Origin of the sequence: Arthrobacter zhangbolii, from assembly GCF_022869865.1 — a bacterium.
In the GTDB taxonomy this organism is placed as follows: domain Bacteria; phylum Actinomycetota; class Actinomycetes; order Actinomycetales; family Micrococcaceae; genus Arthrobacter_B; species Arthrobacter_B zhangbolii.
This window is the reverse complement of sequence record NZ_CP094984.1, coordinates 2018605-2038746: the sequence shown is the minus strand read 5'-3', so window position 1 is coordinate 2038746 and position 20142 is coordinate 2018605. Positions and strand designations below refer to the sequence as shown.

General features: G+C 66.9%; 18 protein-coding genes. 16 read left to right on the top strand and 2 right to left on the bottom strand.

Features of this window, described 5'->3' with window-relative positions; translation table 11 throughout:
• Positions 1 to 13: 13 nt before the first annotated feature.
• Together hisS and MUK71_RS09425 are read left to right on the top strand one after the other, a co-directional pair.
• On the top strand, positions 14 to 1354 hold the full coding sequence (hisS, locus tag MUK71_RS09430) for a histidine--tRNA ligase (RefSeq protein ID WP_227927739.1): 1341 nt from the start codon (positions 14 to 16) through the stop codon (positions 1352 to 1354).
• Positions 1355 to 1522: 168 nt separating this feature from the next.
• On the top strand, positions 1523 to 2539 hold the full coding sequence (locus tag MUK71_RS09425; RefSeq protein ID WP_227927740.1) for an adenosine deaminase: 1017 nt from the start codon (positions 1523 to 1525) through the stop codon (positions 2537 to 2539).
• On the opposite strand, the gene MUK71_RS09420 is transcribed toward MUK71_RS09425, so the two are convergent.
• Entirely contained in the window at positions 2536 to 3834 is a 1299-nt protein-coding gene (locus MUK71_RS09420) for an APC family permease (protein WP_227927741.1), read from the bottom strand. The genes MUK71_RS09425 and MUK71_RS09420 overlap by 4 nt on opposite strands.
• 124 nt (positions 3835 to 3958) lie before the next feature.
• Here MUK71_RS09420 and aspS point away from each other — a divergent pair, with 124 nt between their 5' ends.
• From aspS to MUK71_RS09405, 3 genes are all read left to right on the top strand, one after another.
• Positions 3959 to 5770, top strand: a complete 1812-nt coding sequence (gene aspS / locus MUK71_RS09415; RefSeq protein ID WP_227927742.1) for an aspartate--tRNA ligase — start codon at positions 3959 to 3961, stop codon at positions 5768 to 5770.
• A gap of 156 nt (positions 5771 to 5926) precedes the next feature.
• Positions 5927 to 6763, top strand: coding sequence for a PhzF family phenazine biosynthesis protein (locus MUK71_RS09410; RefSeq protein WP_227927743.1), 837 nt, complete (start codon positions 5927 to 5929; stop codon positions 6761 to 6763).
• A 7-nt stretch (positions 6764 to 6770) separates the two neighbouring features.
• Complete coding sequence (locus tag MUK71_RS09405; protein WP_227927744.1) at positions 6771 to 7952, top strand: nitronate monooxygenase; 1182 nt, start codon at positions 6771 to 6773, stop codon at positions 7950 to 7952.
• 17 nt (positions 7953 to 7969) lie between these two features.
• Here MUK71_RS09405 and MUK71_RS09400 read toward each other — a convergent pair whose 3' ends face one another.
• The gene (locus tag MUK71_RS09400) at positions 7970 to 8557 is read right to left on the bottom strand and encodes a Vms1/Ankzf1 family peptidyl-tRNA hydrolase (RefSeq protein ID WP_227927745.1); all 588 of its coding nucleotides are present in this window, start codon (positions 8555 to 8557) and stop codon (positions 7970 to 7972) included.
• A gap of 67 nt (positions 8558 to 8624) precedes the next feature.
• On the opposite strand from MUK71_RS09400, the gene MUK71_RS09395 reads away from it, so the two are divergent.
• From MUK71_RS09395 to aroB, 11 genes are all read left to right on the top strand, one after another.
• A complete protein-coding gene (locus MUK71_RS09395; RefSeq protein ID WP_227901751.1) occupies positions 8625 to 10037 on the top strand; it encodes a replication-associated recombination protein A in 1413 nt (470 codons plus the stop codon).
• Between the two features lie 235 nt (positions 10038 to 10272).
• Positions 10273 to 10899 (top strand): 30S ribosomal protein S4, encoded by a 627-nt coding sequence (gene rpsD / locus MUK71_RS09390; RefSeq protein WP_146361840.1) that lies wholly within the window; start codon positions 10273 to 10275, stop codon positions 10897 to 10899.
• A gap of 188 nt (positions 10900 to 11087) precedes the next feature.
• Positions 11088 to 11462: a DUF948 domain-containing protein gene (locus tag MUK71_RS09385; protein WP_227901752.1), complete on the top strand. Its 375-nt coding sequence runs from the start codon at positions 11088 to 11090 to the stop codon at positions 11460 to 11462.
• Positions 11463 to 11500: 38 nt separating this feature from the next.
• Positions 11501 to 11752 (top strand): hypothetical protein, encoded by a 252-nt coding sequence (locus MUK71_RS09380; RefSeq protein WP_341482019.1) that lies wholly within the window; start codon positions 11501 to 11503, stop codon positions 11750 to 11752.
• Positions 11753 to 11829: 77 nt separating this feature from the next.
• On the top strand, positions 11830 to 14523 hold the full coding sequence (gene alaS / locus MUK71_RS09375; RefSeq protein WP_227927747.1) for an alanine--tRNA ligase: 2694 nt from the start codon (positions 11830 to 11832) through the stop codon (positions 14521 to 14523).
• A 34-nt stretch (positions 14524 to 14557) separates the two neighbouring features.
• On the top strand, positions 14558 to 15106 hold the full coding sequence (gene ruvX / locus MUK71_RS09370) for a Holliday junction resolvase RuvX (RefSeq protein WP_231709660.1): 549 nt from the start codon (positions 14558 to 14560) through the stop codon (positions 15104 to 15106).
• Positions 15103 to 16317, top strand: a complete 1215-nt coding sequence (gene mltG / locus MUK71_RS09365; RefSeq protein ID WP_227901756.1) for an endolytic transglycosylase MltG — start codon at positions 15103 to 15105, stop codon at positions 16315 to 16317. Before ruvX ends, mltG begins: the two co-directional genes overlap by 4 nt.
• Entirely contained in the window at positions 16318 to 17187 is an 870-nt protein-coding gene (locus MUK71_RS09360; RefSeq protein WP_227901757.1) for a shikimate dehydrogenase family protein, read from the top strand.
• Positions 17188 to 17219: 32 nt separating this feature from the next.
• Positions 17220 to 18434, top strand: a complete 1215-nt coding sequence (aroC, locus tag MUK71_RS09355; protein ID WP_227927748.1) for a chorismate synthase — start codon at positions 17220 to 17222, stop codon at positions 18432 to 18434.
• Entirely contained in the window at positions 18418 to 18972 is a 555-nt protein-coding gene (locus tag MUK71_RS09350) for a shikimate kinase (protein ID WP_227927749.1), read from the top strand. Before aroC ends, MUK71_RS09350 begins: the two co-directional genes overlap by 17 nt.
• Positions 18973 to 20094: a 3-dehydroquinate synthase gene (aroB, locus tag MUK71_RS09345; RefSeq protein WP_227901760.1), complete on the top strand. Its 1122-nt coding sequence runs from the start codon at positions 18973 to 18975 to the stop codon at positions 20092 to 20094.
• Positions 20095 to 20142: the final 48 nt, after the last annotated feature.

Here is a 20142-nt window from a genome sequence, read left to right as displayed (position 1 = left end):
GGAGTTCGCCACCATGGCACGCAAGGCCTCACTGTCCGGTTTCCCCGAATGGCTACCGCAGGAGCGCCTGGTTGAACTCCATGTCCTGGACGTGCTGCGCCGCACCTTTGAACTGCACGGCTTCTCCAACATTGAAACGCGCGCGGTGGAGACGGTGGGCCAGCTGCTGCGCAAGGGCGAAATCGACAAGGAAGTCTACGCACTGAGCCGGCTGCAGGCAGAAGAGGGGGAGGCCTCCGGCAAGGAGGATCCGAACCAGCTGGCCCTGCACTTTGACCTGACCGTGCCCTTTGCCCGGTACGTGGTGGAAAACGCCGGCCACCTCTCCTTCCCGTTCCGCCGCTACCAGATCCAGAAGGTCTGGCGCGGGGAGCGCCCGCAGGAAGGCCGGGCCCGCGAGTTCACCCAGGCGGATATTGACGTGGTGGGCGACGGCGCGCTGCCGTTCCGGTACGACGTCGAGCTGGCGCTGGTCATCGCTGAGGCGCTTGGTGCCCTGCCCATCCCCGAATTCAAGATCCGGGTCAACAACCGCAAGCTTGCCGAAGGCTTCTACCGCGGCATCGGGCTGGAAGACACCGCCGGGGTGCTGCGCAGCATCGACAAGCTGGAGAAAATCGGCGCCGAAAGGGTTGCCGAACTGCTGCAGGAGGAACTCGGGGCCACCCCGGAGCAGGCAGCCGCTGCCCTGAAACTGGCCTCCATCCGCGCCGAAGACGTCTCCTTCGTGGATGAGGTCCGTGCCCTCGGCGTCAGCAACGAGCTGCTCGAAGAGGGACTCGGCGAGCTGGCGGAAGTCATCAGGGAAGCATCCCGGCGGGCACCGGGCCGGGTGCTGGCAGACCTGAGTATTGCCCGCGGCCTGGATTACTACACAGGTACCGTGTACGAAACTGTCCTGGTGGGGCACGAGGCGCTGGGCTCCATCTGCTCCGGCGGCCGCTATGACGCGCTGGCCAGCAAAGGCAGCAGGACCTTCCCCGGCGTGGGCCTGTCCATCGGTGTCACCCGGCTGGTCATGCGGATCCTCAGCCAGGACTTCGCGCAGGCCTCACGCAGCGTACCCACCGCAGTGCTGATGACCCTGGCCACTGACGAGTCCTGGTCCGCAGCCCAGGACACAGCTGCGCAGCTGCGCGGCAGGGGAATTTCCGTGGAGGTTGCGCCCAAGGCGGAGAAGTTCGGCAAGCAGATCAAGTACGCGGACCGCCGCGGCATCCCGTTTGTCTGGTTCACTGCCGAAGACGGAAGCCATGAGGTGAAGGACATCCGCTCCGGCGAGCAGGTCCCCGCCGATCCGGCGCTGTGGACCCCGCCGGCCGAGGACCTGACCGTGACGGTTGCCCCGGCCTAGCGTCAGCGGCCCGAAGGACGGGCGGCCGTTCCGGTAGGTAATGGCCGCCCGCACCCTGGGAGACGCCCCGCATCTTGGGCGCAGCCGCGGGGTTTAGCCGCCGGGTTTAACCGCGGAGTTTAGCCGCGCGGTTTAGCTGCAGCCGGGCGGGAAGCCTAGGCTTAAAGCATGCCTACCACTCCCGCACTTTCCTCCACCCCGCCCTGCGCCGAGCTGCATCTGCACATTGAGGGAACCCTTGAACCGGAACTGATTTTCGAGCTGGCCGGGCGCAACGGCATCACCCTGCCGTATGCATCACTGGACGAGCTGAGGGCACGCTACCGGTTCACTGATCTGCAGTCCTTCCTGGACCTCTACTACGCAAACATGGATGTGCTCCGTACAGAGGCCGACTTTGCCGATATGACCCGCGCGTACCTTCGCCGCGCGGCAGCTGCCGGTGTGCGGCACGTGGAAATGATGATGGACCCCCAAGCGCATCTGGTCCGTGGCATACCGCTGGAAACCTCCGTACGGGGCGTTTGTGCCGCCCTGGCCGCCAGTGAGGAGGAGTTCGGGATCTCCACCGCCCTCATCGCCGCGTTCCTGCGGGACCGCCCGGCAGAAGAGGCGCTGGATGTTCTGGAGGACCTGCTCGCCATGGAGGCACCCATCATCGGCATCGGGCTGGACTCCGCGGAGGTGGGCAACCCGCCCGAAGCCTTCATCGGGCTGTACCGGCGGGCCCGGGAGGCCGGCCTGCGGACCGTTGCACACGCCGGGGAGGAAGGGCCTTCGCACTACATTGAGCAGGCCCTGGACCTGTTGCTGGTGGACCGGATCGACCATGGCATCCGCTGCCTTGACGATCCGGAGCTGGTGCAGCGCCTGGTGCATGAGAAGATCCCGCTGACCATCTGCCCGCTGTCGAATGTGCGGCTGCAGGCGGTGGACAGCCTTGCTGCGCATCCCCTGCCGCAGATGCTGGAACACGGGTTGAACATTTCCGTGAACTCCGATGATCCGGCGTACTTCGGCGGCTACGCGGATGACAACTTCCGGGCCGTGCAGGAAGCCTTCGGGCTGGACCGGGCGCAGCTGGGCCTGCTGGCGGCGAATTCCATCGAGGCGTCCTTCGCCCCGCCGGGACGCCGGGCGGAACTGCTGCACGAAGTGCGCCGCTGGGAGGCCGCAGGCGCCTAGAGGGTCGGGTCCGGCTTGGTGGAACGCGGCCGGCGGAAGCTGAGCCGCACCACCAGGCCGGCCACGAGGATGATCAGCATCAGCGAAATGGACAGCGGCGGAAGCGCCAGCGCCAGCAGGAGTGCCCCGGCCGTGCCCGCAACGTTCAGCGCACGGGGAGCGTACCGGCTCCGGTCCTTGAGCATAAAAGCGCACACCGTGGTGATGGCGGCATAAAACAGCAGGGCGAACGAGGCCATCCCGATCAGGCCGTCCAGGTCCCCGATCAGCACCAGCACAATCACTACGGCGGCGCCCGAAATCTCCGCAGCCCAGGGGATATCCGACCCGGCGCGGCCCGGCCGGCTCCGGCCGAACAGGGAGGGGAGGTCACGGTCCGCTGCCATGGCGGCAGCAGTCCGGCCCGCCGATTCCAGCAGTACCCAGATCCCGCCCAGCGCCGCGGCCGCAGCGGCCAGGACAAGGGCCCCGGTCCCGACGTTTGCGCCAACGCTTTGCAGGGGCTCCAGCAGCGGGGCGGGTTCCGCTGCCAGCGCCGCCGCCCCGTAGTAGGCCAGCAGAGACTGCCCCATCAGCAGATACAGGGCAAACGAGACGGCAATGGCAGCCGGGATGGCCAGCGGGAGGTTGCGGGAGGGATTGCGCACACCCTTGCCCAGGGTGGCGAGCTTGGTGTAGCCGGAGAAGAGGAAGAACAGCAGGCCGGCGCCCTGCAGCATCCCTGCCGCGGACGGCTCAATTTCCGCACCGACCCGGACCGGCTGGTTGGGCGCCTCGTTGAAGAGAACCACCACCGTAAAGGCAAGGACGGCGAAAACGAACGCCAGGATAAAACGGGTGGCCCAGTTCCCCCGGCTCACGCCTGCCAGGTTCACCGCGGACATCAGGACGACGGCGCCCACGGCCCCGGCAACCGGATGCTCGGGGACAATATAGGCGCCGAACGCCAGGGCAAGGACGGCGGTGGAAAGCAGCAGCCCCCACAGCAGGGTGAAGCCGGAGAAGAAACCGCTGTAAGGGCCCAGCAGAATCCTCGCGGCCGTGCGGGCCGTTGCGTCCCCGCCCCGGTCTTCGGGGAGCCGGCGGGACACCGCCCGGCTGAGCTGGAACGTGGACATGGCGCATAGCAGCGCCACGAAAGCGGCGATGCCTAGCGAGAGCGCGAGGGCCGGCCCCGCGGCGGCTGCTGCGGGGGAGAAGGCGACAAATGCACCTGCACCTACGATGGATCCAATGCCGGCAGTGGTGGCATCAAAGCCGCCGAGGGGAACGCGCGGCTGGGTGTTGCCGGACAAATGACCTTCCAATCGGTAGGGACTTGGCAGGGTGGGGGGTGGTTCACCGGTAAACTCTGAAGGAGACAGTGTATTCACAATGGGCGGAAACAATGGTTTCCGCAAGTTTTTCGAAAGGACAGCTGTGCTGCGCACTCATGCCCTTGGTTCCCTGAGGGCCGAGCATATTGGACAGACCGTTACTCTTGCAGGCTGGGTCGCCCGGCGGCGCGACCACGGCGGTGTCGCCTTCCTTGACCTGCGCGACGCCTCCGGCGTGGCCCAGGTAGTGGTGCGTGAAGAGGATGTCTTCCACGGACTGCGCAACGAGTACGTCCTGCAGATCACCGGCACCGTGCAGAAGCGGCCCGAGGGCAACGAGAACCCGGCGCTGGCCACCGGAGAGATTGAAGTCATTGCGGACAAGACCGTCATCCTGAACACCTCGGATCCGCTGCCCTTCCAGATCGATGAGCACGTGGAAGTTGGCGAAGAGGCGCGCCTGCGCCACCGCTACCTCGACCTGCGCCGCCCGGCACCCGCCGCAGCCATGCGCCTGCGCTCCGAAGCCAACCGGGTTGCCCGCGAACTGCTGCATGATGAAGGTTTCGTGGAAATCGAAACCCCCACGCTGACGCGTTCCACCCCGGAAGGCGCCCGTGACTTTGTGGTCCCGGCACGCCTGGCCCCGGGTTCCTGGTATGCCCTGCCGCAGTCCCCGCAGCTGTTCAAACAGCTGCTGCAGGTGGGCGGTTTCGAAAAGTACTACCAGATTGCCCGCTGCTACCGGGATGAGGACTTCCGCGCGGACCGCCAGCCGGAGTTCACGCAGCTGGACATCGAGGCCAGCTTCGTTGAGGAAGACGACATCATTGCCCTCGGCGAGCAGATCGTGAAGTCGCTGTGGAAGCTGATCGGCGTCGAGATCACGACGCCGATCCCGCGCATGACCTACGCCGATGCCATGGCCCGCTACGGCTCGGATAAGCCGGACCTGCGGTTCGGCCTGGAGCTGACCGAACTCACCGAGTTCTTCAAGGACACCACCTTCCGCGTCTTCCAGGCCCCGTACGTGGGTGCCGTGGTGATGCCGGGTGGCGCCTCCCAGGCCCGCCGCACGCTGGATGCCTGGCAGGAATGGGCCAAGCAGCGCGGCGCGAAGGGCCTGGCCTACGTGCTGGTCCAGGAAGACGGTACGCTGACCGGCCCCGTCGCCAAGAACCTCACCGACTTCGAGCGGGAGAACCTGGCGGAAAAGGTGGGCGCCAACCCGGGCGACTGCATCTTCTTCGCTGCCGGCGACAAGAGCGAGGCACGTGCCCTGCTGGGCGCCGCCCGCGTGGAGATCGGCCACCGCACCGGTCTGATCGATCCCAAGGACTGGGCGTTTGTTTGGGTTGTTGACGCCCCCATGTTCGAGCCTGCCTCGGCAGCAGTAGCTGCCGGCGACGTAGCCGTGGGCGGCGGGGCCTGGACGGCCGTGCACCACGCCTTCACCTCGCCCAAGCCCGAGTTCATGGATACCTTCGACACGGATCCTGAGTCCGCCCTGGCCTACGCCTACGACATTGTCTGCAACGGCAACGAGATTGGCGGCGGTTCCATCCGTATCCACCAGCGGGACGTGCAGGAGCGTGTCTTCAAGGTGATGGGCCTGAGCCAGGAAGATGCCCAGGAGAAGTTCGGCTTCCTGCTCGAGGGCTTCAAGTACGGTGCCCCGCCGCACGGCGGTATCGCCTTCGGATGGGACCGCGTGGTGGCCCTGCTGGCCGGTACCGACTCCATCCGCGACGTGATCGCGTTCCCGAAGTCCGGCGGCGGCTACGATCCGCTGACCGCCGCTCCGGCACCGATCACCGCCCAGCAGCGCAAGGAAGCCGGTGTGGACTTCAAGCCGGAGGCCAAGAAGGCCGAGGAGAAGAAGGCTGACGAAAAGAAGGCCGACGAAAAGAAGTAGGACGCAGCACTGCGTACGTGCCCGGCCCGCCATTGGCGGGCCGGGCACTTCTTTTTTGTACGCGTTCTCCCGTGCACTGCACTGCCGGCACTGCACTGCCGGCCGCCAGCGGGTCCTTGCCCGGTGCCGGACCGGGGTAACCGCTAGAGTTTGCACATGAGAGATCGCTGGTTCAAGCAGGTGGATGTATTTGGCACCCGGCCCTATCTGGGTAACCCGGTGGCCGTGGTGCTGGACGCGGACGGGCTCTCCGAGTCCGCCATGGCCGCGTTCGCTCGGTGGACCAATCTGTCCGAGACAACGTTCCTGCTGCCGCCCACCCAGAGTGAGGCGGACTACCGGGTGCGGATCTTCACCCCGGGCGGAGAGATTCCCTTTGCCGGCCACCCCACCCTGGGCAGCTGCCACGCATGGCTGGAAGCCGGCAACACCCCGCACTACCCGGGCGTGGTTATCCAGGAGTGCGGCGTGGGACTGGTGACGCTGCACGCCTCGGCGGGGATGGCAGCCTTCGGTGCACCTCCGCTGATCCGCTCCGGAGACCTGGAGGACTCCGTGCTGGCCCAGGCCACAAAGGCGCTCGGGCTCAAGCCGGAACAGGTGAAGGCTTCGAACTGGATAGATAACGGTCCCGGCTGGCTCGGCCTGCTGCTGTCCGACGCCGAGACTGTCCTGTCCCTCAAACCGGACGCCGCAGCCTTGGGCTCCCTCGCGGTGGGAGTGATCGGTCCGCAGCGCGACGGCGGTGACACGGACTTCGAAGTCCGTGCCTTTGCCCCCGGCCACGGAGTTCCCGAAGACCCGGTCACTGGAAGCCTCAATGCCGGGCTGGCGCAGTGGCTTATTGGCGCGGGCCTGGCCCCGGACCGGTACACCGTTACACAGGGAACCGTGCTGGGACGCGACGGGCTGATCCGAATCTTCTCCAGGGACCGGAAAATCTGGATTGGCGGGGAAACCGCAACCTGCATCGACGGTACCGTCCGGATCTAGCCGCCATATGTTCACTCTCGGTTCACTGCAGCACGCCGTCGTCGGTGCCCCGATGGCGGGCGGACCGTCCACGCCCGCGCTGGCCGCCGCCGTCAGCAACGCGGGCGGCCTGGGTTTCCTTGCCGCCGGGTATAAAAGCGCGGAGGCGACGGCTGCTGAAATCAACGCCGTACGGGAGCTCACCGGAGGCGGCGGCGCCTACGGCGTCAATTTGTTTGTGCCGGATACGGCTAACACGGCTGCCGCCGGCACCGCCGGAAACCTGGCCGCAGCGCTGGCTTACCGGACGGAGCTGGCCGGCAGGTACCCTGCGGACCTGCTGCCGATGCCGGACCCCGCGGATACCGACGGCTGGGAGGCCAAGCTGGACCTGGTCCGCAGGCTGCAGGTCCCGGTGGTCTCCTTCACGTTCGGGCTGCCGGGCCGGGACATCATCGCGTCACTGGCCGACGCCGGCACGGCCGTGGCGGTCACTGTGACCACAGCCGCCGAAGCCGAGCTTGCCGTCGCGTCCGGAGCACGCATCCTCTGCCTGCAGGGCCCGGACGCCGGCGGCCACCGCGGGAGCTTCGACGCTGCTGCGGAGCCCGGGGACCAGCCGTTGCTCGAGCTGGTCCGGACTGTCCGCGGACTGTTGGACAGTGGACAACGGGGGAGTGCGCAGCTGGACGGTGCACAGCGGGACAGTGGACATCTGGACGGTGCACAGCGGGACAGTGGACATCTGGACGGTGCACAGCGGGACAGTGCGCAGCTGGACAGCGGACATACGGGGGCCCGGACGGAACTGATCGCTGCCGGAGGCATCAGCACGGCCCGGGATGCCCGGATGCTGCGCGATGCCGGAGCGGACGCCGTCCAGATTGGCACCGCCCTGTTGCTTAGCCCCGAAGCGGGCACCGCTGCCGTGCACCGGGCGGCCCTGCAGGACCCGCAGTTTGCCACGACGGCGCTGAGCCGGTCCTTTTCCGGCCGCACTGCCCGCGGGCTGGCGAATAACTTCATGGCCGCGTATCCCCATGCCCCGGCCGCCTACCCGCTGGTCAACCAGATCACCAGGACCATCCGGGCCCGCTCGGCCGCCGCCGGGGATCCGCACGGGACCAGCCTTTGGGCCGGAACCGGCTGGCGGAGCGCGGCCGCCGAACCCGCGGCAGCAGTGGTGCAACGGCTCGGCGGGAACTCCTGACGTAAGGGGAGCCCCGGCTAGGGCAGGGTGATCCTGACCAGTACCGAGCAGGCGTCCCGGGCAGCCCGGGCCAGGACGGCGGCCTTCGGGTCGGGAACGTCCAGGGGGCGCAGCCGGGGGAGCCCGGCCCAGCGGGAAAACGCCCGTTGCCTGGCCACCAGATCGGCCAGTGTCCGGTCCCCGCCGGTCACCACGTACTCAGGCTGTGTGCCTGCAAAAATGAGCCCCGCCTGCTCCGCCGCAGTGCCGGCCAGGGCTTCGGCGGCATTGGCGCGCCGGGCATTGGGGGAACCGGTTTTCGAAGCCGTCAGCCTGCCCTCGCGGGCCACGCCCACGGCATAACCGCCGCGGCGCACCAGCACCAGGCCCACGGTCCGTGCCTGTGCAGCCAGGGAGACCAGGCGTTCGACGTCGTCGGCTCCCCGCCCCGGACGCCCGTCCGCGGGCCACGGCGCGTACAACCGGGCCCGCGCGCCGGAGGCAGCCTGCAGGGAGAAACCGTCGTGTTCCGGCACGAGGCCGATCCCGCCCTGGGCCGCCCCGAACCGCTCCACCCAGCCGGCCAGCCGTTCGGCGGTGACATAAACGGTGCGCGAGCCAGGCATGGCGGAGTCTGCTTTCAGCCGGCGGGGGGTGGACCAGCTCAGGTTACGGCACGAGTAGCCTTGAAGCGTGAATGGTTTGCCGGGGAATGATTTGTTCAGCGCTGACGGGGACGACGAAGAGTACGACGACGCCGGGTCCCCGGGAGCTGTCCGGCTGCGGCCGCGCAGCCCGCTGGCCGTGCGGATGCGCCCGCGCACGGTGGACGAGGTGGTGGGACAGCAGCACCTGCTCGGACCAGGCTCGCCGCTGCGGACGCTGGCGCAGTCCGCAGACGAACGCAACCCGGCCGGACCGTCTTCGGTGATGCTCTGGGGCCCGCCGGGGACCGGAAAGACCACGCTGGCCCATGTGGTTGCACGCGGCACGGGACGCAAATTCGTGGAACTCTCTGCCATTACGGCCGGAGTCAAGGACGTGCGCCGGGTGATGGACCAGGCCCTGACAGACCGGGACCTGCACGGTGTCACCACCATCCTCTTCCTGGACGAGATTCACCGCTTCAACAAGGCCCAGCAGGACGCACTGCTGCCGGCCGTGGAAAACCGCTGGGTGGTCCTGATGGCGGCCACTACGGAAAACCCGTCCTTCTCCGTGGTGTCACCGCTTCTCTCCCGTTCCCTGCTGCTGACCCTGAAGCCGCTGACCGAGGCGGATATTTCCGCCCTGCTTCTGCGTGCCGTGGAGGATGAACGCGGACTCGCCGGGCGGGTGACCCTCAGCGGAGAGGCACTGGAGCACCTGGTCCGGCTGGCAGCGGGCGACGCCCGGCGCGGGCTGACCGCACTGGAGGCCGCGGCAGGTGTCGCCTACTCGGAGCGCGACCAGGACACAGAGGTTCCCGAAGTTACGCTCAAGCACGCGGAAGAGGCCCTGGACGTCGCGGCACTGCGCTATGACCGTGCCGGTGACCAGCACTATGACATCACCAGCGCGTTCATCAAGTCCCTGCGGGGCTCGGACGTCGATGCCGCGCTGCACTATCTGGCCCGGATGCTGGAATCGGGGGAGGACCCCCGGTTCATTTCCCGGCGCCTGATCATCTCAGCCTCCGAGGATGTTGGCATGGCGGATCCAACGGCGCTGCAGACCGCCGTCGCCGCGGCACAGGCGGTTCAGCTGATCGGCATGCCCGAAGGCCGGATCATCCTGGCGGAGGCCGTGGTACACATTGCCACCGCCCCCAAATCCAACGCCGCCTACAACGGCATCAACGCGGCAATCGCCGATGTGCGGGCCGGGCGCGGCCAGGGGGTCCCGTCTCACCTGCGGGACGCCCACTATCCCGGCGCCAAGCAGCTGGGCCACGGCAAGGGCTACAAATACTCCCACGACGCCCCGCACGGTGTGGCCCGGCAGCAGTACGCGCCGGATGACCTGGTGGGACGGAATTACTACGAGCCCACCGGCAACGGCGTGGAACGCGACATCTCGGCACGGCTGGAACGGCTGCGCGGAATCATCCGGGGCGAAAAGCCCTGACCGGGACGGCGGTACGGCCGTGTTAGCATTGATGGTTGACTGGCAAGCCCAAACGCCGGCCCCCTCTTCCCCGTAGTGAAAATTATGGCGGCAGCGGTGCGTCCGGAGTCCGGGTCTGTAGCAGACGGCAGCGGTTGGCCGGAGCTCTCCCACATGGAGGCCAGCATATTTCGCAGCAGTCACAGCAGGGATTTATTTCTGCCGTGGCCAAACCGCCAAACAGTGAAAGGTGAACGTGGCTAACAACACACGTGCACGCCGTCAGGCCCGCGCTTCGCGCGCCCTCGGCATTGCTTTGACCCCCAAGGCAGCAAAGTACTTCGAGCGTCGGCCTTACCCCCCGGGTGAGCACGGCCGCGCCCGTCGCAAGCAGGACAGCGACTACGCCGTACGTCTGCGCGAAAAGCAGCGTCTGCGCGCCCAGTACGGCATCCGCGAAGCACAGATGACCCGTGTCTTCGAAGAAGCCCGCCGCACCGCAGGCCTGACCGGTGAAAACCTGATCGAACTGCTCGAAATGCGTCTCGACGCACTCGTGCTGCGTGCAGGCTTCGCCCGCACGATCGCCCAGGCCCGCCAGCTGGTTGTGCACCGCCACATCCTGGTTGACGGTGCCCGCGTGGACCGCCCGTCCTTCCGCGTTTCCGAAGGCCAGCTCATCCACGTGCACCAGCGCAGCGAGACCATGACGCCGTTCCAGGTTGCCGCAGCCGGCGCCCACCGCGACGTCCTGCCCGCCGTTCCGGGTTACCTCGATGTTTCCCTGGACAAGCTGCAGGCACGCCTTGTGCGTCGCCCGAAGCGTTCGGAAGTCCCCGTGACCTGCGAAGAGCAGCTCGTGGTGGAATACTACGCACGCTAATAACGGGACTATCCCCGTTTACTGAACAGCCCGCGGCCCCGTGCCGCGGGCTGTTCCGTTATCCGGACCCCTTGCACGCCGTGGCGCATGCGGCAAAAGTAAGTGCCGCAGCGCTGCAGTAGGTAAGGTACTTATGGCGGAACCAGCCGAGTTCTGTAAATCATGAAAGTTTTTTCCGAAGGAGTCCCATGTCGGGTGGAGATATAGCCGGTCTGATTGCAGCGGGCGTGTTTGCCGTGCTGGTTGCGTTGCTGGCCGTGCCCGTCTGGAAACTCGGGAAGGTTTTCGATGAGATGCGCGGTGCCATCCGAACCCTCAGCGAGGAGACCACCCCGCTGATTGACGAGGTCACCACCACGGTGTCCACCACCAACCTGCAGCTGCAGAAGGTGGACGGCATTTCCTCGAATGTCTCCGATGCCTCGGCCAACCTCTCCGCCCTGTCCTCCCTGGTGGCAGCCACCGTAGGATCGCCGCTGATCAAGGTCTCGGCGTTCAGCTACGGCGTGCGTTCCGCCATCGCCTCCCGCCGGAGCAGCGGCCGCGGCCGCCGCAGCCGCTAGCACGCAAGCACATCCCCACAGATCAGGAGCCAGCCATGATTAAGCGCGTATTTTGGATGTCCATCGGCGTCGCTATCGGTGTGATCGCCGTGCGCCGGGTTTCGGAAACCAAGACCAACCTGAAGCAGGCCGGGATCAACCGTGCCGTGGACACTGCCGCGGATGCGGTGCAGAGCTTTGCCGAGGCCCTGCGCGAAGGCATGAGCCAGCGCGAGGGAGACCTGCGCGCCGCCCTGGGCCTGGACACCCCCGACTCGGCCGTTGACAGCATGCGGACCGTCCGCCGCTAAGCCGCGGCACCAGCAGTACCGCACGACGCCCCATCTGCCGTGCGAAACCAGAATTACCGGAAGGGTATAGAAGCACCATGAAGTCCCACGAGATTGCACGCCGCTGGCTGGATTACTTCAGCTCCAAGGGGCATACGGTGGTGCCCTCGGCGTCACTAGTCTCCAACGATCCCTCGCTGCTGTTCACCGTGGCAGGCATGGTGCCCTTCATCCCTTACCTCACGGCCCGGGAAAAGGCGCCCTACAGCCGCGCTACCAGCGTGCAGAAATGCATCCGCACCGCGGATATCGAGGAAGTGGGCAAGACCGCCCGCCACGGCACGTTCTTCCAGATGGCCGGCAACTTCTCCTTTGGCGACTACTTCAAGGAAGAAGCCATCACCTACGCGTGGGAGCTGCTGACCTCCGACGTCGAAAAGGGCGGTTTCGGCCTGGACCCCGAGCGTCTCTGGGTCACTGTCTACGAAGACGGCGAGGAGCGCGACGACGAGGCGCGTTCGATCTGGCGCGACAAGATCGGTGTCCCGAACGAACGCATCATCGGCACCGGCAAGGCGGACAACTATTGGAACACCGGCCAGGCCGGCCCCGGCGGCCCCTGCTCGGAGATCTACTACGACCGCGGACCGGCGTACGGGCAGGAAGGCGGCCCCGCCGTCGATGAGACCCGCTACATCGAAATCTGGAACCTGGTCTTTATGCAGTACCAGCTCTCCGCCGTCCGGTCCAAGACCGACTTCGACGTGGCCGGCGAACTGCCGCAGAAGAACATCGACACCGGCCTCGGCCTCGAGCGCCTCGCCATGATCCTCCAGGGCGTGGAGAACATGTACGAGACGGATCAGGTCCGTCCGGTCCTGGACAAGGCCGCCGAGCTTTCCGGCAGGACCTACACCAGCGCCGAAGACCCCTCGGATCCGCACCACACCGATGACGTGCGCATGCGCGTGGTGGCCGACCACATCCGTTCGGCCCTGATGCTCATCTCCGACGGTGTCAGCCCGTCCAACGAAGGCCGCGGCTATGTGCTGCGCCGCCTGATCCGCCGTGCGGTGCGCGCCATGCGCCTGCTGGGTGTGGAAACGGCCGTCCTGCCTGAACTGCTGCCCGTCTCCCGGGACGCCATGAAGGGTGTCTACCCCCAGGTGGAAGCCGACTTCGCCCGGATCAGCCGCATTGCCTATGCCGAGGAAAAAGCGTTCCTGCGCACCATTGCCTCCGGCACCGAACGCCTGGAGGAAGCCGTAAAGGTCTCCAAGGCCGCCGGCACCCCGCTCAGCGGCGAAGAGGCCTTCGCCCTGCACGACACCTACGGATTCCCGATCGACCTCACCCTTGAAATGGCGGAGGAAGCCGGGCTGAAGGTTGACGAGGCCGGCTTCCGGTCGCTGATGTCCGAGCAGCGCAAGCGCGCCCAGGCCGATGCCCGCGGCAAAAAGCACGGCCACGCGGACCTCTCCGTCTTCAACGAAATGCTCGCGGCCGGAAACACCGTCTTCACCGGGTACGACGAGCTGAGCACCGAGTCCAAGGTGCGCGGCATCATCTCCGGCGGTTCCCGCGTGGAATACGCCGGCCAGGGATCGGAAATCTCCCTGGTCCTGGACGAAACCCCGTTCTACGCCGAAGCCGGCGGCCAGGCGGCTGACACGGGCCTGATCACCGGTGACGGTTTTGTGCTGGAAGTGCAGGACGTCCAGCGTCCGGTCAAGGGTTTGAGCGTGCACAAGGCGATTGTCCGTGAAGGCGAAATCGCCGCCGGCGCCAACGTGCTGGCCGCCGTCGACGCCCAGCGCCGCCACGAGGCGGAGCAGGCACACTCCGGCACGCACATTGTGCACGCCGCCCTGCACCAGATCCTCGGCCCGGAGGCGCTGCAGCGCGGTTCCTTCAACAAGGCCGGCTACCTGCGCTTTGACTTCTCCTGGGGCGAGGGACTCTCCGACGCCGCGAAGTCCGAGATCGAAGAGGTCTCCAACCTCGCGATCCGCAGCAACTACCAGGTCGAGACCAAGATCATGTCGCTCGACGAAGCCAAGGCACTGGGCGCCACCGCACTGTTCGGGGAAGCCTACGGCGACACCGTGCGTGTGGTGGAGATGAACGGCGACTGGTCCCGGGAACTCTGCGGCGGCACGCACGTGGCGTCCACCTCCCGCATCGGCAGCCTGACACTCCTGGGCGAACAGTCCGTGGGATCAGGCAACCGCCGGGTCGAGGCCTTCGTGGGCATGGACGCGTTCCGCCACCTGGCCGCCGAGCGGGCACTGGTGAACGAACTCTCCGAAATGCTCAAGGTTCCCTCCGTGCAGCTGCCGGACCGCCTGGCCGCCACCCTGGCCAAGCTGAAGGCGACGGAGAAGGAGCTCGAGAAGCTGCGCCGTGAGCAGCTGGCCGCCTCCGCAGCGGCGCTGGTCGGCACCGCGGCAGACGTGGACGGGGTCCGCCTGCTGGCCCACAACGCCGGCGAAGTTGGCGGCGCCGATGACCTGCGCACCCTGGCCCTGGATCTTCGTTCCCGGCTCGGCAGCGAACCCGCTGCCGTTGCCGTGGCCGGGGTGTCCAACAACCGGCCGGTGGTCATTGTGGCCACCAACGAAGGCGCACGCGCTGCCGGCGTGAAGGCCGGAGCCCTCGTCAAGACCGCTGCCGGCGTGCTTGGCGGCGGCGGCGGGGGCAAGGATGACGTCGCCCAGGGCGGCGGCTCCGATGCAGGCAAGATCGCGGAGGCCCTCACGGCGATCCGCGGGGCCGTGGCCGGGCGAAGCTGACTTGTCCGGTGCTGCGCCCCCCGCAGGGGTCAAATTGGGTGTTGATGTCGGCCTGGTACGGGTCGGCCTGGCAGCCAGTGATCCCGACAGCGTCCTGGCCATGCCGGTCAGGACGCTGAAGCGGGACGCAAAGAAAAACAGCGACATCCGCGTGGTGGTCCGTGAGGCCGCCGAGCGGAATGCAGTGGAGGTATTTGTGGGCCTCCCGCGCAGTATGCGCGGGGGAGAAACCGCCTCCACGCAAATGGCCCGGGACTACGCGCAGGCCCTGGCACAGGCCCTGGCAGATGCCGGGCAGACCCAGCAGGTACGGCTTGTGGACGAGCGTCTCACAACGGTTTCCGCACACCGTTCACTGCACGAAGCTGGAATGAACAGCCGAAACCACCGTACAGTGGTTGATCAAGCGGCAGCTGTAGCTATTCTGCAGCAGTCTATTGACACACAACGATCCCTGAACAGGGACGTGGGGGAGCTGGTTACACCGCGCCGGCCGCACCGCACCTGCGGAACGCTGCCGGCCCCGAATGAGGAGTTCACAATTTCGCAGGACATCGAGCGCGACGGCGGTAACACGCCATGAGCCACAGGTATCCCGAGTACCCTGCCATGGCCGAACCGGAATATGAACCGGGGCAGCGCCAGGCAGAGGAGCTTCCCGTAGGACAGTTCTTCACCGAACCCGCTGAAGCTCCCACCCGCCGGAGCCAGCGGCCTTCGCGGGAAAAGCAGCGCCGGCGCCGGCGCCGCACCATTGTGATGGTGGTGGTGCTGGCACTCTTCGCCGGCGTCGTTTTCGGATTGACCATGTTCCTGCGGGATCTGTTGGGCATGAACGAAATCAAGGACTACGAAGGTGCCGGTAACGGTTCCGTGGCCTTCACGGTGGCCGAGGGCGACGGCCCGCTGCTGATCGGCGGCAAACTTGAGGCCGAAGACATCGTGGCCACCTCGAAGGAATTCGTGAACGCGTTCACCGCGCAGTCCGACGGCCGGGAGATCCAGCCCGGCACCTACGAAATGAAGTACCAGATGTCCTCCTCCGCAGCGGTGGATGCCCTGCTGGGTGACGGCAGCGGCCAGGTGCACTATGCCGCCGTTGCACGCGACCTCCGACAGGGCGAGGTCTTCGAAATCCTTAACACCTCCACGCGTATCCCGCTCTCCGAATTCCAGGCGCTGGCCGCGAACCCGCAGCAGTTCGGACTGCCGGAGCAGGCCGTATCCCTGGAGGGTTACCTGCACCCGGGCGAATACCGGTTCGACGTCGAAATGACGGCCGAGGAGATCGTCAAGGAGATGACCGCCAACACCTTCGCGCAGCTCGAGGAGGCAGGCATCACCGATCCGGCGGAGCAGTACCGGATCCTGACCAAGGCCAGCATCATCCAGGCCGAGGCGGGGGAGGCTGACTACGCCACGGTTGCCGGTTCCATCGAAAACCGGCTGGGCCCGAACAACACCGAAACCAACGGCCTGATCCAGTCCGATGCAACGGTAACCTACGGCCTGGACCGGAAGAGCTATGAGCTGACGCCCGAGGAGAAGGCGGACAAGTCCAACCCGTACAACACGTACGCCAACCCGGGCCTGCCGGTAGGCCCGATCGGCTCACCCAGCCGCGAGGCCATTGATGCAGCTGCCAACCCGGCGGATGTCCCGTACTTCTACTGGGTCACGGTGAACCTGGACAGCGGCGAGACCAAGTTCTCCTCCACCCTGGCTGAACACGCCAAGTACGTGCAGGAATACCAGGACTGGTGCGGCACCCAGAAGCCGGGGCGGTGCGGATAGGTGGACCGGACCCGGCTGCGCGCAGCCGTCCTGGGGCACCCGATCAGCCACTCCAAGTCGCCGCTGCTCCACCAGGCAGCGTATGACCACCTGGGCTACCCCTGCGACTATGCGGCGATCGACCTCACCGCCGCCGAAGCCCCCGCCTTCGCAGCCTCGCTGCACGACGGCGGGGGCTGGGCCGGCCTGTCGGTCACCATGCCGCTGAAGGCAGTAATGGTCGGCGAAATGGACCGGTTGGACCGTCGCGTCCAGGCCCTGGGCGTACTCAACACCGTGACGTTTTCGCGTGCGGGCTCCGGCACCGTCCTGACCGGTCACAACACCGACGTGGACGGGATTGTCCGGGCCCTGCGCCATGCCGGTGTCCGCGAACGTCCGCGCGCCGTGGTGCTTGGCGCCGGCGGTACCGCCTGCGCCGCGGTGGCGGCCCTGGCCGAGCTTGGTGCCGCCGGCGTGGAGGTCTGCGCCCGCCGGTTCCCCGATCCTGCGCCCGGCACCGCGGGCGTACATGCGGCCGGGGAGCGCACGGGCATCCGGGTTCAGTCACGGCACTGGGAGGATGCTGCGCAGGCCTGCTCGAAGGCCGACGTCGTGATATCCACCCTGCCGCCCCGCGCGGCGGACGGGCTGGCCGGGGAGCTCGCCCGCGTGGTGCCGGGCGGCGTCCTGCTGGACGTTGCCTACGACCCCTGGCCCAGCCGTATCGCCGCAGCCTGGTCCGGCGCCGGAGGCACCGTCGTGGCCGGCGTCGAAATGCTCCTGTACCAGGCGGTGGAACAGGTTCGGCTGTTCACCGGGGACGCCTTCCATGACGAAGCCGGCGTCACAAATGCAATGTGTGACGCTGTGGGTATCCCGCGGCGCTGAACGGCCGCGCCGGTCATGGCAGTATTGAAACCATGTTGCGTTGGTTGACCGCCGGTGAGTCCCATGGACCTGCACTGGTTGGAATTGTTGAAGGTGTCCCTGCAGGAATCGAAGTGGACAGCGCCGCCATTCAGGCTGCCCTGGCCCGCCGCCGGCTTGGTTATGGCCGCGGCGCCCGGATGAAGTTCGAACAGGATGCCGTCCGCATCCTCGGCGGGGTCCGCCACGGCCTCACTCAGGGCGGGCCGGTGGCCATCGAGATCGGCAACACGGAATGGCCCAAATGGGAACAGGTCATGGCCGCCGATCCCGTGGACCCGGCCACGCTGGCCGATTCCGCCCGCAACGCGCCGCTCACCCGGCCGCGGCCCGGCCACGCCGACTTCACCGGTATGCAGAAGTACGGGTTCGATGAGGCCCGGCCCGTCCTGGAACGTGCCAGCGCCCGGGAAACCGCCACCCGGGTAGCCCTCGGCGCGGTTGCCTCCGCCTTCCTGAACCAGCTCGGTATTGAACTTGTCAGCCACACCGTCGGAATTGCCGGCGTGATGGCCCCCGAGACCGCAGCGCTGCCGCTGCCTGCCGACGTCGACGCGCTGGACGCCGATCCGATGCGCTGCTTCGATCCGGAGGTTTCCGCGGCCATGGTGGCCGAAGTCGACGCCGCCCACAAGGAGGGCGAAACCCTCGGCGGAGTGGTTGAGGTATTGGCCTACGGCCTTCCGCCGGGACTGGGCAGCTACGTGCACTGGGACCGCCGCCTCGATGCACGGATTGCCGGTGCCCTGATGGGTATCCAGGCGATCAAGGGCGTGGAAGTGGGGGACGGCTTCCTCACCGCCACCCGCCGCGGATCCGCAGCACATGACGAAATCCTGCAGGACGCCTCCGGACGCGTGATCCGTTCGGGTAACCGTGCCGGAGGCATCGAGGGCGGTATGAGCATTGGCGAACTGCTGCGCGTGCGTGCGGCCATGAAGCCGATCGCCACGGTGCCCCGCGCCCTGCGCACCGTGGACGTCAGCACGTCCCAGCCTGCCCGCGCCCATCACCAGCGCTCCGACGTCTGTGCCGTACCCGCCGCCGGTGTGGTCGCAGAGGCAATGGTCGCCCTGGTTTTGGCCGAAGCCGTGATCGAGAAGTTCGGCGGCGATTCGGTGCCCGAAACGGCCCGGAACCTCCGTGCCTACCTGGAGGCAATTCCGCAGTCGCTGGAATCCGCTGGTACCGATGTCCCGCAGTCCTGACCCGCACCTTCCCGAACCACACAGCATCCGCCGGCACCTGGTCCTGATCGGGTTTATGGCCGCCGGCAAATCCGTGGTCGGGCGCAGCTATGCAGCCCGGGCAGGACTGCCGTTTGTGGACACTGACGAATTGGTGGTGGAACGCCATGGGTCCATCGCGGACCTGTTCACCGCGAGGGGCGAACGGTATTTCCGGGAAGTGGAAGCGCGGACCGTCGCGGCAGCACTGGAATCACCGGTTCCGGCAGTCATTTCCCTGGGCGGGGGAGCGGTGCTGGACTCCGGCACACAGCAACTCCTGGCCGGGACCACTGTAGTGTTTCTGGATACGGACCTTGCCACAGTGCTTCCACGCATCAGCCGTTCCGGACACCGTCCAATGCTCGCCCCGGACCCCGTCCGGCGCTGGCAGGAGCTGGCCACGGCACGCCGTCCCGTTTACGAATCCCTGGCCGACATCACCATTGACACCAGGGGACTCACTGTTCCGGCCATTATTGACCGGCTGACTTCCGTCCTCACCAAAGGAGAAGACTAGATGCCCTCCGAACCGACGATCATCCCGGTGACCGGCTCCAACCCTGCAGAAAACTACGACGTCGTGGTGGGCCACGGCCTGCTGGGCCGGCTGCCGGCAATGCTCGGGGAGCGCGTACGGCGCGTGCTGGTGATCCACCCCCGCGCACTGCGCACCACCGGTGACACGGTGCGGGACGAACTCGCCGCGACCGGGCTCACTGCTGTCACCGCGGAAATCCCGGATGCCGAAGAAGGCAAGCACATCCAGGTGGCCTCCTTCTGCTGGCAGGTGCTGGGACAGAATGACTTCACCCGTTCCGATGCCATTGTGGCCGTGGGCGGCGGCGCCGTCACCGACGTTGCGGGCTTTGTTGCCGCAACCTGGCTGCGCGGCATCAAGGTGGTGCACATCCCCACGTCCCTGCTGGGCATGGTGGATGCAGCGGTCGGCGGGAAAACCGGCATCAACACCGCGGAGGGCAAGAACCTGGTGGGCGCCTTCCACCCGCCGGCCGGAGTGCTGGCGGACCTGGACGCACTGGGCACCCTGCCGAAGAACGAACTGCTCAGCGGTATGGCCGAAGTCATCAAGTGCGGTTTCATTGCCGATCCGGCAATCCTGGACCTGGTGGAAGCCAATCCCGAGGCAGTGGCGGACGGCGGTTCCGCCGTCGTCCGCGAACTCGTGGAACGCTCCATCGGAGTCAAGGCCGAAATAGTCTCCACCGACCTGCGGGAAGCCGGACGCCGGGAGTTCCTGAACTACGGCCACACACTGGGCCACTCCATTGAACTGGCAGAGCGCTACCAGTGGCGCCACGGCGCTGCCGTATCCGTGGGGCTGGTATTCGCTGCCGAACTGGCCCGTATGGTTGGCCGGCTTGATGATGCCACAGCGGACCGGCACAAGGAGATTCTCACCTCACTGGGCCTGCCCGTGAGCTACCGCAAGGACCGCTGGTCCGCCCTGCTGGACGGCATGCGCCGGGACAAAAAATCCCGCGGTGACCTGCTGCGTTTCGTGGTGCTGGACGGGCTGGCGAAGCCGTCCATGCTGGAGGTCCCGGACACCTCGCTGCTGTTCGCCGCGTACCAGGAAATCGCCTCCGAGCCGCAGGGCGGGATCCGGCTCAGCCTGTAGTTCTCCGAAGCGGGTAGAATAGTCGACGGACTTGAATTAAACGTACTT